This is a genomic window from Candidatus Ozemobacteraceae bacterium (assembly GCA_035373905.1).
Classification (GTDB): domain Bacteria; phylum Muiribacteriota; class Ozemobacteria; order Ozemobacterales; family Ozemobacteraceae; genus MWAR01.
This window is the reverse complement of the sequence record DAOSOK010000027.1, coordinates 1-14,314: the sequence shown is the minus strand read 5'-3', so window position 1 is coordinate 14,314 and position 14,314 is coordinate 1. Positions and strand designations below refer to the sequence as shown.

The window sequence follows — 14,314 nt, the reverse complement described above, 5'->3', positions numbered from 1 at the left end:
ACAAATCTGTATTCACAAGGAAATCATGGAATGATGGTTTGTCAGAGCGGCCGCAAGTCGCTCAGAACACAGAACAACGGCAGCGCGAAGGAGAAACGAGATGTCCTGTTCATCGAATCCACAGTTCAATCTGATCAAGCAGTATCCGGAAAAGGCTGCAGAGCTTGACCGGTACATCGATGGTCTCGGCCTCACCGAAGACCGCGAGAAAAACCGCGGCTTTTTGATTCAGTGCCTGCACAAGGCCCAGGGTATTTTCACATACCTGCCGCGTGAGGTCCAGCTCCACGTCGGCAACAGGCTGGGTCTTCACCTGGCCGAAGTGAACGGGGTCATCAGTTTTTACTCCTACTTCACGGACGAGCCGGTCGGCAAATACAAGATCAATATCTGCACGGGAACCGCCTGCTTCGTGAAGGGCGCCGGCAAGCTGGTCGAGGAGTTCCAGCGGTATCTCGGCCTCAAGCTCGGCGACACCAGCGCCGACGGCAAGTTCTCGCTCACCAGCCTCCGATGCGTCGGCGCCTGTTCGATGGCCCCGGTCGTGATGCTGAACGACAAGGTTTACGGGAACGTGACGACGAAGATGGTTCCCGAAATCATCAACGAGTGCAAGTAAGGGGAGCCAGCCATGATAGACACACATGCCGCATTGAATGCCCACGCTGAAAAACTCCACGCCCAGGCGAGGAAAAGCGGTGCCACGATTCTCGTTTCGCTCGGCACCTGTGGTCTCGCCGCCGGGACCCGACCGATCGCCGATCAGATCATGACCGAGATCGCCAACCGCAAGGCCGATATCGACGTCGTCGAAGTCGGCTGCATGGGCCTCTGCCACAGCGAGCCCTCGATCGAAGTGATTTTCAACGGAACCGGAAAGTCCGTCATTTATGGCCACGTGAAGATCGACCAGGCCGCCGCGATCGTCGAGACCGCCGGCAAGGGGATCGAGGCCGCCAGCTGCGAAATCGTCAAGCGAACCTGGTTCTACCCCGAGGAAAATGAGACGGCGACCCCCGACAGGCTTCAGGCCCGCATCGTCCTGCGCAACACCGGCAAGATCAATCCTGAAGATATCAACCAGTATATTGCGGTGAAGGGCTACCAGGCGCTCGCGAAGGTGCTTCACGAGATGACCCCCAAGCAGGTCGTCGACGTCGTCACCGAATCCGGTCTCCGCGGACGCGGCGGCGGCGGCTTCCCCACCGGCAAGAAATGGGCGTTCGCCGCGGCGCAGAAAAATGACCAGAAATATATTCTCTGCAATGCCGACGAAGGCGATCCGGGTGCGTTCATGGACCGCGCCGTCCTCGAGGGCGATCCGCACTCCGTTCTCGAAGCGATGGCCATCGCCGGCTTCGCGGTCGGCTCTGAGACCGGCATCATCTACATCCGGGCCGAGTATCCTCTCGCGGTGAAGCGCCTCGAGATCGCGATCGAGCAGGCGAAGAAGCTCGGTCTGCTCGGCAAGAAGATCCTGGGCAGCTCGTTCAACTTCGACATCATGATCAAATACGGCGCTGGCGCGTTCGTCTGCGGCGAAGAGACGGCCCTCATCCACTCGATCGAAGGCAAGCGCGGCGAGCCGACCTTCAAACCGCCGTTCCCGGCCGTGGAAGGCCTCTGGAAGAAGCCGACCATCGTGAACAACGTCGAAACCTACGCCAACGTTTGCGCCATCATCAGAAACGGCGCCGCCTGGTTCCGGAAGATCGGCACCGCCGGTTCCCCGGGCACCAAGGTGTTCGCCCTGGCCGGCAAGATCAAGAAGGTCGGCCTGGTCGAGGTTCCGATGGGCACCCCCCTTCGCGACATCATCTTCGGCGTCGGCGGCGGCATCATGAACGATCGCAAGTTCAAGGCGGTCCAGACCGGCGGTCCGTCGGGCGGCTGCATCAAAGCCGACCAGCTCGACACCGAGATCGACTACGAGTCGCTCAAGCGGCTCGGATCGATGATGGGTTCCGGCGGCATGATCGTCATGGACGAAGACGACTGCATGGTCAACGTTGCGAAGTTCTTCCTCGAGTTCACCCTCGATGAATCCTGCGGAAAATGCACGCCCTGTCGCATTGGCAACAAGCGCCTGTTCGAGATGCTCACCAAGATCTGCGAAGGCCGCGGAACAATGCAGACCCTGAAAGACCTCAAGGATCTCAGCGTCACGATCAAGGATACGGCGCTGTGCGGACTCGGTCAGACCTCGCCGAATCCCGTTCTCTCGACCATTGCCCAGTTCGAGCACGAGTATCTGGCTCATATCAACGAAAAACGCTGTGAAGCCGGTGTCTGCACGAAGCTTCTGAAATACGAAATCAACGACAGCTGCGTCGGTTGCACCATGTGCGCGCGCAACTGCCCGGCGGGCTGCATCACGGGCCAGCCGAAGAAGAAGCATGTGATCGATCAGAACGTGTGCATCAAGTGCGGCGTCTGCCACTCTGTCTGCAAATTCCACGCCGTTGACCGCAAATGAGCTGACTCAGGAGAATCGAACATCATGATCAATCTGACTATCAATGGAATTCCCGTCCAGGTGAATGAAGGCGAGACCGTTCTGGACGCGGCTCACAAAATTGGCATCGACATCCCGACGCTGTGTCACTTCAAGAGCTACGGCCCCTGCTCGGTCGAGTCGAAAACCGGCTCGTGCCGCGTCTGCGTCGTCGAGATCGACGGTCGGCCGAACCTCGCCCCCTCCTGCTGCACCCCCGCCACCGAAGGCATGAAGGTCGTCACCTCGAGCATGCGCGTCATCAACGCCCGCCGCACGATGCTCGATCTGCTGCTTTCGAACCACCCCAAGGATTGTCTGACCTGCGAGAAGAGCGGCGACTGCCAGCTCCAGGATCTCGCCGCCCAGATGGGCCTGCACCGCATCAAATACGAAGGCGAGATGGCCAAGCACGATATCGACATCTCCAGCGAGGCGATCGTTCGCGATCCGAACAAGTGCATCATGTGCCGTCGCTGCGAAGTCGCCTGTAACGAAGTCGAGACCGTCGGCATCCTCTCCGGCATCGGGCGCGGCTTCACCGCCGTCGTCGGCCCGGCCGATCTGCGGCCGCTCGCAGAGACCAAATGCACCAACTGCGGTCGCTGCGTCGCCTCCTGCCCGACCGGCGCCCTCACCGAAGTCGATCACACCTACAAGGCCTGGAATGCGATCAACAGCGGAAAGACCGTCGTCGTCCAGACCGCTCCGGCCGTGCGCGTCGCTCTCGGCGAGGAGTTTGGACTGCCTCCGGGCTCGATCTCCACGGGCAAGATGGTGACCGCTCTTCGCATGATGGGCTTCCATAAGGTCTTCGACACCGATTTCTCGGCCGACCTCACGATCATGGAGGAAACCACCGAGTTCATCGCCCGCCTGAAGGAAAACAAGAATCTCCCGATTCTCACCTCCTGCTGCCCCGGTTGGGTCAAGTTCTTCGAGCACCAGTTCAAGGACCTGATGCACATCCCGTCCACCTGTAAGTCTCCGCAGCAGATGTTCGGCGCCATCGCGAAGACCTACTACGCGAAGAAAATCGGCGTGAAGCCCGAAGACATGATCGTCGTCTCGGTCATGCCCTGCTTGGCGAAGAAATACGAAGCCTCGCGCGAAGAGTTCCATGCAAGCGGCGTTCGCGACGTCGATATCGTCATCTCGACCCGGGAACTCGCCTCGATGATCAAGGAAGCCGGCATTGCCTTCGATCACCTCGAAGATTCTCCGTATGACGATCCCCTGGGCGAATCGACCGGCGCCGCCGTCATCTTCGGTTCTTCGGGCGGCGTTCTCGAAGCGGCCCTGCGCACGGCGGCCGACTGGGTGACCGGTCAGGACCTGCAGCAGATCGACTTCTCCGCCGTTCGCGGCCTCGAAGGCATCAAGGAGGCCACGGTGAAGATCGGCGATCTCGAAATCCGCGCCGCCATCGCCTCGGGGCTCGGAAATGCCCGCAAACTGCTCGAGAAGATCCGGAAAGGCCAGGCCAACTACCACATCATCGAGATCATGGCCTGTCCCGGCGGTTGCTTGAACGGCGGCGGCCAGCCCTTCACCAAGGGTGACTCCTCCATCCTGGACAAGCGCATGGAAGCCATCTACCGCGACGACAAGAACAGCAAGATCCGCAAGTCGCACGACAACCCCTCGATCAAGAAGCTGTATGCGGAGTTCCTGGGCAAGCCCTGCGGCGAAATGTCCCACAAGCTGCTGCATACCCACTACCAGGCTCGCGAGTGCGAATGAGCGGGTATCTGATGTGATGAGCATCCCGGGGAACCGACCGACGTTCCCCGGGATTTTTTTTTGCCACGGATTGCGAACCAAGCTGTGTTCGGGTACCGGACTGGACTGGGGGATGATGAAGAGTCACGGCATTCGTGAGATGACGTAAGCGAAGTCAGTTCGGCAGCCGATAAGGGGGACGTGCGGGTGAAAAAGATGGGAAGGGATCCTTCCCGGATGTGATACAAGTGATCGAGACTGAATCTGCGGAGGATGGAACGCGTGCATATCGAGTATCGAAAGTGGTACAGCAACCGCATCGGCCACGAGATGGAACTGAAAGTCTACGGACATTGGGGCCGGCCGATCCTGGTTTTCCCTTGTGCTGGGGGCACATTTTACGAATTCGAAGACTTCGGTATGACGGAGCTGCTCAGGCCATACATCGATGGCGGCGCGATCAAGCTGTTCACGGTCGGCAGTCTCGACAACCAGACCTGGCTCAGCCAGGACTGGGACATCGCGAAGCGGGCCCGGCGCCACGAAGATTACGATGCCTACATCGTCGAAGAGATCGTGCCGTTCATTAACGACCACATGCACGGCAAGACGGGCATCACGACCATCGGCTGCAGTATGGGCGCATATCATTCGGTCAACTTTCTGCTACGGCATCCAGACGTTTTTTGCGGCACCATCGCGTTGAGCGGCATCTACCGCCTGCGGCACCTGATCGGGGACTACATGGACGACGTCGTGTACCGCAACTCGCCGCTCGACTACTTGCCGAACCTGAATGAATACGGTCACCTCGAACGGTTGAAGAAGACCCGCATCATGGTCTGCGTCGGCCAGGGTGCCTGGGAAAACGAGGCGTTGCCTGATACCCGCGAATTGAAGGCCGCTCTCGACGCCAAGGGTATTCCGGCCTGGGTCGATTTCTGGGGCCATGACGTGCACCACGACTGGCCCTGGTGGAAAAAGCAGCTTCCCTATTTCCTCGAGCATCTGCTGAACGGCTGACGCAGACGGATCATGCCTGGACTTGCGTCAGAATCCTGTTTGCCGGGCGGCCGCTGTACATTTGCCCGGCCTTGTGTTACCATGCACCGCGTATGACGGACATCCGTCATGACGCCTTCGTGTAAATCCATTCCATGCCCACGCCGGAGATCACAACATGACGTCGTCATCACGCCCATCGGCCTTCGCGGAACTCAAGTCCCAGCTCGAGCGCATCGCAACGACATCTGGAAACGAGGCGTATTTTGTGCCTTCTCTCTGGACACCGGTCGGTTCCGCGGCTTCCGAGATTGCGAAGCCGAAGGGCGTCAACCAGGCCCGATGGTTCCTGGAGCATCTGCGGGCGATCGAATATGCGAAGGACGCTCGTCTCGATCCGACGCGCTCCCTCAATGGCCAAGTTCCCGGCGGCGACGGTGGAAACTGGATCTGCGGCGAGAAAATCTACAATCTCATGGTGCGGCTCGCGACCGCGTATGATCATGATCGCGATGGAAAGCTCGGCGGTGACGGGAAAGACCCGACCTTGAACGCAGCCGGAATACGCGAATCCGGAACATTCCTGAAATCGATCGCGCTTCTGGGCCACATCCGCAGGCTCGGCTGTACGACCATTCATCTGCTGCCGGTCACTTCGATCGGACATGACGGCAACAAGGGCGTTCTCGGCTCTCCCTACGCGATCAAGAATGCCTACCGGCTCGAGGAGCGGCAGGCCGACCCGCTCGTCCCTATGTCGGTCGACGACCAGTGCCGGGCGTTCGTCGAGGCCTGCCACATGCTCGGCATGCGGGTCATCTTCGAGTTCGTCTTTCGGACGGCCAGCAAGGACGGCGACTGGATCGCCGAACACCCCGACTGGTTCTACTGGATCGACGCCACCGTGCAGGACCGCATGCCGGGCGAGACGGACATCGAGAAAGCGAAGGCGACCTACGGCAACCCGGTCTTTTCGGCCGAGGAACTGGCGGTCATCAAGGACAAAGTCGACCGGAACGACTTCCACGAGCTTCCCCCGCCGCCCTCATCGTATCGGGGCTTTTTTAAGCTCGCGCCGGAGCCGGGAACTGTGCATCTGAACGACCACGGCCAGTTCCGCGCCGTCGGTCTCGACCCCGCGACCGGGCAGGACGTCGAAGTGCGCATCCCGGGCGCGTTTGCGGACTGGCCGCCGGACGACAACCAGCCGCCGTGGGGCGACGTCACCTACCTGAAGATGTATCGCGACGAGGATCAGCATCATCCGCGGTTCAATTATATTGCATATAATACAATTCGCATGTATGACAAGGCGTTGGCTCGCGACGAGATGGCGAACCGGGCGCTGTGGGACAAGATCCGCGACCTCGTTCCGCATTATCAGAGAGAATTCGGCATCGACGGCGTCATGGTGGACATGGGACATGCCGTCCCAGTCAGCCTCATGCGCGAAATCGTCGACACGGCGCGGAAGATCGATCCGAATTTCGCCTTCCTTTCCGAGAACTTCTCGATCGAGGAGAGCAGCGTGAAGGCGGGCTACAACGCTGTCGTCGGATACGCCTGGTGGGTGGAATACAAACGAGATGGGCTCTACGGCCTGCTCGATCACGTCGGCAGGCGCGGGGTGCCGCTCTCCTGGTTTGCCGCCGTCGAAAACCACAACACGCCGCGAGCTGCGGCCCGCCCCGGCGGGGAGGCCTATGCGCGGTATGCGTTCCTGCTCAACGTTCTGTTGCCCCGCTCGATCCCGTTCGTCCATGCCGGATTCGAACTGGGTGAAACGTGGCCGGTCAACACCGGCCTCGATTTCACCGACAAGGATCTCGCGTTCTACAGGGGCAAACCGCTTCCGCTGTTCGACATGGCGGCCCTCAACTGGGACGGCGCGACCGCGATGCTCGACTTCACCCGGACCGTCCTGGATATCCGGGCGAAATGGGACGATGCGATCGGCTCGACAGACTCGAATTCATTCGTCCCTCTCCGGACTGGCCACGAGGATATCATCGCGTTCATCCGGCGCGGCGGCGGCCAGCACGTCCTGTTCGTCCTCAACCGCGATCTCGAGAAGGCCCATGAGACGAACATTGACCTTTCCGAATGGCTGCCGGTGGATCTTCCGCGGCTCGAGAACCTGGTGCCGTCCGGCGCGGCAGAGACCTTCCTGCCCTTGCGTGAGCGGGTTCTAATAAGCGAACTTCCGGCGGGCAGTTCGTATCTGTTCGCCTGGTGAATATTGCATGTAATATGGAAAAATGTTTTACGAGAGAGGTGCCGAGCGGATGAGAAATCCGAGATCACGCGCGCATACCGCGCACAATGTCCATCAGAAGATACATCCGGGCGATGTCGAATCGATGATGTCCCGCGATAATTTCCCGATTCTCTCGCGGAAAATGCACACCGAGCGCCATCCCTCGCGCATGCTGAAGATCAGCCTCCTGATTCTCGGCGGCGGCGTCTGCCTCGCGCTGGCTCCGCTCTACATACTCACGCTCGACGTAAGCGTTCCCGAGCTGATGCGGCACCAGGATTTCACCGGCATCTACCTGCTCTCCGCCTACCTGATCTTCGTCGCCCTTGTCGGCCTATGGCGTTACGGAAAACGCCGCCGGCGCGACTGGGTGGAACGCGACGGGGCCGTCTGAACTGCGCCAACCGGTGGCCGACGGCCTGCTTCCCGCCTTGTGCGGGTCGGCTGACTCAGAATTTCTTCATCGAGATCAGGTTCTGGTCGGCCATGATCTCGTCCTTGAGCGGGCAGTCGTGCAGGTGGTCGCAGCTCTTGCAGTATTTGTTCTTCTTCGGCTTGAACTCTTTTTCGTTGATCATGCGCCACGCGATCTCGTCGACGTGCTCGACGACTTTCTTGATGCTGTCACGGGTGCGGGTCGTCTCGATTTTCGCGTCGTGGTCGAGCATGAACAGCGACAGCTTGCTGATGCGGAGATTCATCGTGTCCTCGCAGGCCCAGTAGTAGATGCTGAGCTGCTTGTCCTTGTCGACCTCTTCCTGTGAGCGCATCGTCGGCTCGGTCTTGTAGTCGAGGATCTCGTAGGTGCCATCGGGCAGGCGGTCGATGCGGTCGATGAAGCCGGTCATGACGGCGTATTTACCGCATGGAATCTCGAAATAATCCTCGATCGAGTGGGCCGGCCGGAACTCGCAGTTCCGGATAAAGCGCTCGTAATACATCTTCAGCTGACGGATGCCGTCCTGACGGTATTTCTCTTCGGCCTCGGCGGTTCCATAGCCCTCGCGATGCGTCATGCGCACCTCCTCGAAAATGCGCAGAACCTCTTCCAGGCTCGGCTTCTCGATGGGGTGGGCGGGATCATAGATGTTCTCGAACGTCTCGTGGATCGTCGTGCCGAAGCTGAAGAACGGCTGCGGCTTCGGCGGGATGCGCTGGATGTAGAGCCTGCCGTAGGCGCGCGGGCAGTTCTCGTAGAGGCCCATCTTCGAGTAGCTGAGCCTGATGCGCTTGCGGAACACCTCCGGCGTCTCGCCGGCGACGACGTAGGGCTTCACCTTCCACTCGGGGCAGGGCCCGTAGAACTCGCAGTAGTTGCACAGCGCGCCTTTCTTGGGCTCGAAGACGCCCTTTCCGATCTCGTCTGCTAGGGCGCGCACGCGGGCAGTGTGGGCGGCGATCTCGGCTTCGGTCGGCGAGATGCTGACGCGCTTGTTCACCGCCATGTAGTGATAGGAGGCCTTCGCGACGCGGCCGGGCCATCGCTGGTTCGCGGCCATGAACAGGTTCATGACCCCCATGTCGTCGGCCAGCACGCGCTCGTCGAGCATCTTCTTGCCGGTCTTGTAGTCGATGATCTCGAATTTTCCGTCGGGAAGTTCGTCGATGCGGTCGATCTGGACGACGAGGTCCATGCCGTCGAGCGTCCATCGGGCGGAGGTCTCGAACATCACCGGGTTCTCGGCTCCCGTCAGCGCCTCGAAATACGCGTCGAGCATCAGCACGGCCCGGGCCCGGAACATCTGCTCCTCGTCCCAGTCCGTGAAGCCCTCGCCGGTCCAGTATTTCGCGATCAGGCCGCGGAACGGGCTGGTGGATGGCTTGGCGCCGAGGCTCGTCTCGTGGTACTCGCGGAGCGCGTAATGTACCGTGCGATCGAATGACAAGTGCGGGGTGGGCCGGGGCTCGCGCGGGACGCGGTCGATATAGTTCATGCGATATTTCAGCCCGCAGGAGGTGAAACTGTTGATCTTGCTCGGCGACAGCAGCAGACGTTTGGCGTCCTCGCAGCTCTCGACGTAGTCGCACGAGGGACAGAGCGGATTGCGGTTGCCCTCGAAGCTTTCCGACGAAGCCGCCTCATGGAACTCACCGATCGCGAGCTTGAGTTTCTCGAGGTCCCGGTCGGAAGCGGTGAACGCGACGGTGTCTCCGGTCATCAGATACTGGTGCGTGACCTGGGCGATCTTGCCCGGCCAGTTCCCGTCCGCGACGGCCCAGGCGAGAATGCCGGAAATGTCGGTCGCGGTCTCGTGCGCGGTCGGGGCGCGTTTTCCGGTCTTATAGATAATGATATTATACGTGCCGTTCGGCAAGACGTCGACGCGGTCGAAGTTGGCCGTGAGAAGGAACCCGTCGATGTTCGCACGGGCCTGAAAACCGATGTGCTTGGAACGGGGAGGCGTCCCCCCGCATGAGGCATGGAAGGCGGCGAGGGCTTTTCGACTCTGATCGCGGAGCTGGATCCGGGCCGCTGCCGAAAGGTTCTCTGACGAGGCGAGCCTGGTGTCGAACATCGCCTCGAGGTCGGCAAGGGCGGCGGGTTTTCCGGAAAGGCAGAATTCGCGGAGAGTCTCGCGCAGCAGCTGGCTGAAGGTGAGTGCGGGGCGCTCCCGCTCGGGAACCGGTGCTTTGTCGATGTATCTGAACTTGAATCGCTTCGGGCACTCGCGCATCGTCTGGAGCTTCGCCATCGAGATGGAGATGCGCTCGCCATGGCATGTTCCGCTGGCCCGGCAGGAGGCGCAGGATGGGCCGCCGAGGGCCTCGAACTGGCGGTTTCTGATGCGGTCGGCGATCTCGTCGATGAGGGAGTTGCCCCGCGCGACGACTGCTTCATCGATGTCGATCGTGACGCGTCTGCCGGTTCTTAAATAAAGCAGAGAGAATTTTTTCGCCTTGCCGGGCCATCGCCGTGCGGCGGCCGCGCAGGTGATGGCAATGATCGGGTCCTGGCGCATGTCCGACTCGTCGAGCACGCGCTTTCCCGTCTTGTAATCGATCAATTCGAGGTTGCCTGCCGCGTCGCCGTCGATACGGTCGATCGTTGCCTGATACTCGTACCGGTCGGTCAGGACGCTGAGGAACTCGTTGATCATGCGGGTATGGCTCGCAACGTAGTCCTGGGCGCAGTAGCGGATCAGCATCTCACGGCCGGCTTCTTTCATCGACAGCACGGAGTCTTCCGCGAAAACGGAGGGGATCGCCTTGTAGAAGGCGTTCAGGGCGAAGGCGGCCGGCTCTGTCTCGTGTCCGGGCCGATAGTCGCGGTGCAGCGCCGTCAGCGCATCGTGCAGAGAACGATCGAACGCGAGATCGACTGACGGAGCCTCGTCCGCCTTCGCGGCGGTGCGCGTAACATATATCGAAGCATATTTATGCGGGCAATCGAGGAAAGCGCGGACCTTGGATGCCGTCAGCGCCGGAATCCTTCCGACGGGGCATATCTCCTGATGCTCGCACCACGGGCAGGCCGATGATCTGACGGGCTCGAAGCGGCTCTGGTAGATCCCTTCCCCGACATCGAGATAGGCTTTCTTCGCGAGCGCCATGCGGTCGTCGCTGCGCCGGACGGTCAGGGACGACCCGTCGCGCAGGAAATGGTGGGTGATGGTCTGGACCTTGCCGGGCCAGATGATGTCGGCGACGTGGAACAGCAGGTTCAGGGTGACGTTCGCTTCCAGCTCGGCCTGGCCGCCCAGCGGTGGTTTGCCGGTCTTGTAATCGACGATGCCGTAGGTGCCGTCGGGCAGAATGTCGACACGGTCGAATTTTCCCGAGTATTCCGAACCGAACAGATCGACCTTGAAAAACATGTCGACCTCATGAGTGTTCGGAAACGCGACTTCGATCTTCGAAAAAAACAGCCGCAGGGCCGCTTCCGCATTGCGGCGCCATTCCAGCTCTTCATCGGAAGTGACGTAACCGCGGTTGTCCCAGGAGCCGTCGAGGGCCGCCATGAGAGCGTCGAGTCGGGGCAGCTCACCCTTCCTGCGGTTCTTGAAGAACACCTTCAGCGCGGTGTGAAGCGAGGTGTCGAAAGAAAGATGCGGCGAAACCGCCTTTCCCGAGGAACGCTTTTCCAGGTAGGAGAGCTGGAATTTCTTCGGACACTGGCGGTAGGTATCCACTTTGCCGCCCGTCAGGGGAATCTTGATCTTCTTGTCCTGGCCTGGCTGTGCCTGCGGCGGAGCGGGGGGACGGGCAACCGCCGGGGTGGTGGGGCGCGGCGCGGCGGGAGATGCTGGGGGGCGGGCGGGCGTCTTCGGCTTTTCGAGGTTTTCCTTCGTTTTGCGGAAGAGGCGCTCGAAGAGATTCGGCTTGTTCTTGTCGTCTGGCACGTCGCTGCCCTCCAGGAGATTTGAGTGACTAGGCCTTCGTATTATAAACCAGTTCACTTGCCGAAAGCAGCAGGAGGTTCGGACGGAGCCTCGCGATGGGTTTCTGCCCGAACCACGGACGACCAGACGCGAAGCACGGAGGATACGATGAACACGGAGGATTCCCAGAGATTCTTTCAATTCTCTGGGATGTTGAAATTCGAAGGATTCACCGCCTTTCTTTTTCATCTCGCTTCTTCCTCAGCGCCTCTTCGTCTGGTATGTTGTCGTATGATCCTTCTTTTTTTCAACGGAGGATCTCGGCGGTAAAACGGTCTTTGTATCTGTGGGAACTCTGTGAGCTTTGTGCCCTCTGCGATTCAGCGGTTGTGAAACAGGTGCGCTCGTCTTGATATGAACGAAACGCCCGTTCTTGCCGAGAAGGGCGGGCGTGGTATAATGCACGGGACATCCGGGTGTTTCATCCGGAGAACAACACAAACCGGAAAGGATATACAGCAGCAATGAAGCCGATTCGTGTGGTGCAGTGGGGCCTGGGGGCCATGGGCAGCGGCATGGTGAAGCTGATGCTCGAGAAGGATGGCCTGCAGGTGGTCGGAGCGATCGAAAAACGCCCCGGTGCCGCTGGCAAGGACCTCGGAGATGTGCTCGGTCTTGGAAAACAGCTTGGAGTCAAGGTGTCGCCGACCGAGAAGGGCATTCTCAAAAAGGCGAGCGTCGATGTCGTTCTGCTAGCCATCGACTCCTTCACACGGAAATGTTTCGACGCGATGAAAGCGATCATCGAAGCCGGCATTCACTGCATCACCATCGCCGAGGAGATGGCCGAACCATACGCGCAGGAGCCCGAGCTCGCCAAGGAACTCGACATGCTCGCGAAGCGCTTCGGCGTCGTCGTCATCGGAACCGGCATCAACCCCGGCTATGTGCTCGACAGCCTCGTCATCAGCCTCAGCGGCGTCTGCCACAACGTCGAGCGGATCGAGGCCAGTCGCATCAACGATCTGTCGTGCTTCGGCCCGACCGTCATGAAGACCCAGGGCGTCGGCACCACGCCCGAGGAGTTTGCCCAGGGGCTCGCCATGGGCACCATCGTCGGCCACATCGGCTTCCGCGAAAGCATTTCCCTGATTTCGCACGCGCTCGGTCTCGGCGTGGACCGGTTCGAGGAAATTCGCGAGCCGATCATCTCGAAAACCGACCGGGAAACCCCGTATGTGAAGGTCAAGGCCGGCATGGTCGCCGGCTGTCGCCACATCGGCATCGGCTACCGCGGCAAGACCGAAGTCGTCAGGCTCATCCACCCGCAGCAGGTTCGACCCGAGGCCGAAAATGTGGATACCGGCGACTATATCACGATCGTCGGAACGCCCGGCATCAATCTCGCGATCAAGCCCGAGATCCCCGGCGGCATCGGCACGATCGGCATCGCCGTCAACATGATCCCGATCGTGAAACGCGCCTCCCCAGGTCTCAAGCGTATGATCGACCTCCCCGCACCGTCGGCCCTTATGGGACCGAGCGCTTTCGAACGTCATCTGTGAGGCAACGGGTGGCCACGGCCGCCTGCTGACGATACCATGAACAAGATTCCAGCTGAGACCTGGGTCGAGATCGAACAGGTCATTCTGACGCCTGCACAGCGGGCGCCGAGCGTTCCCGACGACACGCGGGCGACGCCCTATGTGCGTCGGATTTCCGGCTTCCTGGCGGCGCCGGCCGAGGTCGGCGCGGAAGCTACGATCCGGACGTTGATCGGTCGCACCCTGACGGGAACCCTTCGCACCGTGAACCCGAGTTACAGCCACAGTTTCGGCGAGACCGTGCCGGAACTTCTCAGAATCGGACTGGGAGGCCAGGCATGAGTCGTGATATGAGTTACGCCGCCGTGATGGCGCGCAAGAACGAGATCATGAAGGCTTCGCTCGGCATCGATTTTTCGGCCTACGAACAGTCGCCCGTCCGCTTCGACTACGAGAAGATGATGCGCGACACCGGCTTCACGCTGGAAGAGCTCGTTCGCATCCAGCGCGAAACGAAGGTCGGCGATACGCCGTTGTTCGAGCTGAGAAACCTGACCGAGGCGGTCAGGAAGATCAGCGCTCCCGGAAAGGGCGCGACGATCCTCCTGAAAGACGAGGCGGCGAACGCGTCGGGCAGCTTCAAGGCACGTCGCGCCGCGATCTCCTGCTACGAGGCGAAGCGCCGCGGCTTCGCGGGGGTCGCGACGGCCACGTCGGGCAACTATGGCGCCGCGGTCGCTTCCCAGGCGGCCCAGCGCGGGCTCAAGTGCATCGTATTGCAGGAAGTATACGACTCGCGTGGCGTCGGCCAGCCCGAGATCGTCGAGAAGGGCCGCAAATGCGAGGCGTTCGGCGCCGAGGTGCACAAACTGACGGTCGGTCCCGAGCTGTTCTACGTCATGCTGACGACGCTCGAGGAGACTGGCTTCTTCAATGCCTCGCTGTACACGCCGTTCGCCATTCGCGGCATCGAAAC

General features: G+C 60.6%; 10 protein-coding genes. 9 read left to right on the top strand and 1 reads right to left on the bottom strand.

Going from position 1 to position 14,314, the window contains the following annotated elements; genetic code table 11:
• The first annotated feature begins 100 nt into the window (after positions 1 to 100).
• The 6 genes from PLU72_13650 (at position 101) to PLU72_13625 (ending at position 7,869) form a co-directional block, all read left to right on the top strand.
• Positions 101 to 619 carry an NAD(P)H-dependent oxidoreductase subunit E gene (locus tag PLU72_13650; GenBank protein HOT29225.1) on the top strand — a complete coding sequence of 173 codons (519 nt, stop codon included), beginning with the start codon at positions 101 to 103 and terminating at the stop codon, positions 617 to 619.
• Positions 620 to 631: 12 nt separating this feature from the next.
• Positions 632 to 2,476 (top strand): NADH-quinone oxidoreductase subunit NuoF, encoded by a 1,845-nt coding sequence (locus tag PLU72_13645; protein ID HOT29224.1) that lies wholly within the window; start codon positions 632 to 634, stop codon positions 2,474 to 2,476.
• Between the two features lie 24 nt (positions 2,477 to 2,500).
• Positions 2,501 to 4,237: an NADH-dependent [FeFe] hydrogenase, group A6 gene (locus PLU72_13640; GenBank protein ID HOT29223.1), complete on the top strand. Its 1,737-nt coding sequence runs from the start codon at positions 2,501 to 2,503 to the stop codon at positions 4,235 to 4,237.
• A 252-nt stretch (positions 4,238 to 4,489) separates the two neighbouring features.
• Positions 4,490 to 5,239: an alpha/beta hydrolase-fold protein gene (locus PLU72_13635; GenBank protein HOT29222.1), complete on the top strand. Its 750-nt coding sequence runs from the start codon at positions 4,490 to 4,492 to the stop codon at positions 5,237 to 5,239.
• Between the two features lie 157 nt (positions 5,240 to 5,396).
• Entirely contained in the window at positions 5,397 to 7,454 is a 2,058-nt protein-coding gene (locus PLU72_13630) for an alpha-amylase (protein HOT29221.1), read from the top strand.
• Between the two features lie 124 nt (positions 7,455 to 7,578).
• Complete coding sequence (locus PLU72_13625; protein ID HOT29220.1) at positions 7,579 to 7,869, top strand: hypothetical protein; 291 nt, start codon at positions 7,579 to 7,581, stop codon at positions 7,867 to 7,869.
• A gap of 55 nt (positions 7,870 to 7,924) precedes the next feature.
• On the opposite strand, the gene PLU72_13620 is transcribed toward PLU72_13625, so the two are convergent.
• Complete coding sequence (locus PLU72_13620) at positions 7,925 to 11,815, bottom strand: PD-(D/E)XK nuclease family protein (GenBank protein ID HOT29219.1); 3,891 nt, start codon at positions 11,813 to 11,815, stop codon at positions 7,925 to 7,927.
• 503 nt (positions 11,816 to 12,318) lie between these two features.
• On the opposite strand from PLU72_13620, the gene ord reads away from it, so the two are divergent.
• From ord to PLU72_13605, 3 genes are all read left to right on the top strand, one after another.
• Complete coding sequence (gene ord, locus PLU72_13615) at positions 12,319 to 13,359, top strand: 2,4-diaminopentanoate dehydrogenase (GenBank protein ID HOT29218.1); 1,041 nt, start codon at positions 12,319 to 12,321, stop codon at positions 13,357 to 13,359.
• Positions 13,360 to 13,395: 36 nt separating this feature from the next.
• Complete coding sequence (ortA, locus tag PLU72_13610; protein ID HOT29217.1) at positions 13,396 to 13,680, top strand: 2-amino-4-oxopentanoate thiolase subunit OrtA; 285 nt, start codon at positions 13,396 to 13,398, stop codon at positions 13,678 to 13,680.
• Positions 13,677 to 14,314: PLP-dependent lyase/thiolase (locus PLU72_13605; GenBank protein HOT29216.1), on the top strand; the 638-nt coding region annotated here is incomplete at its 3' end. The genes ortA and PLU72_13605, both read left to right, overlap by 4 nt.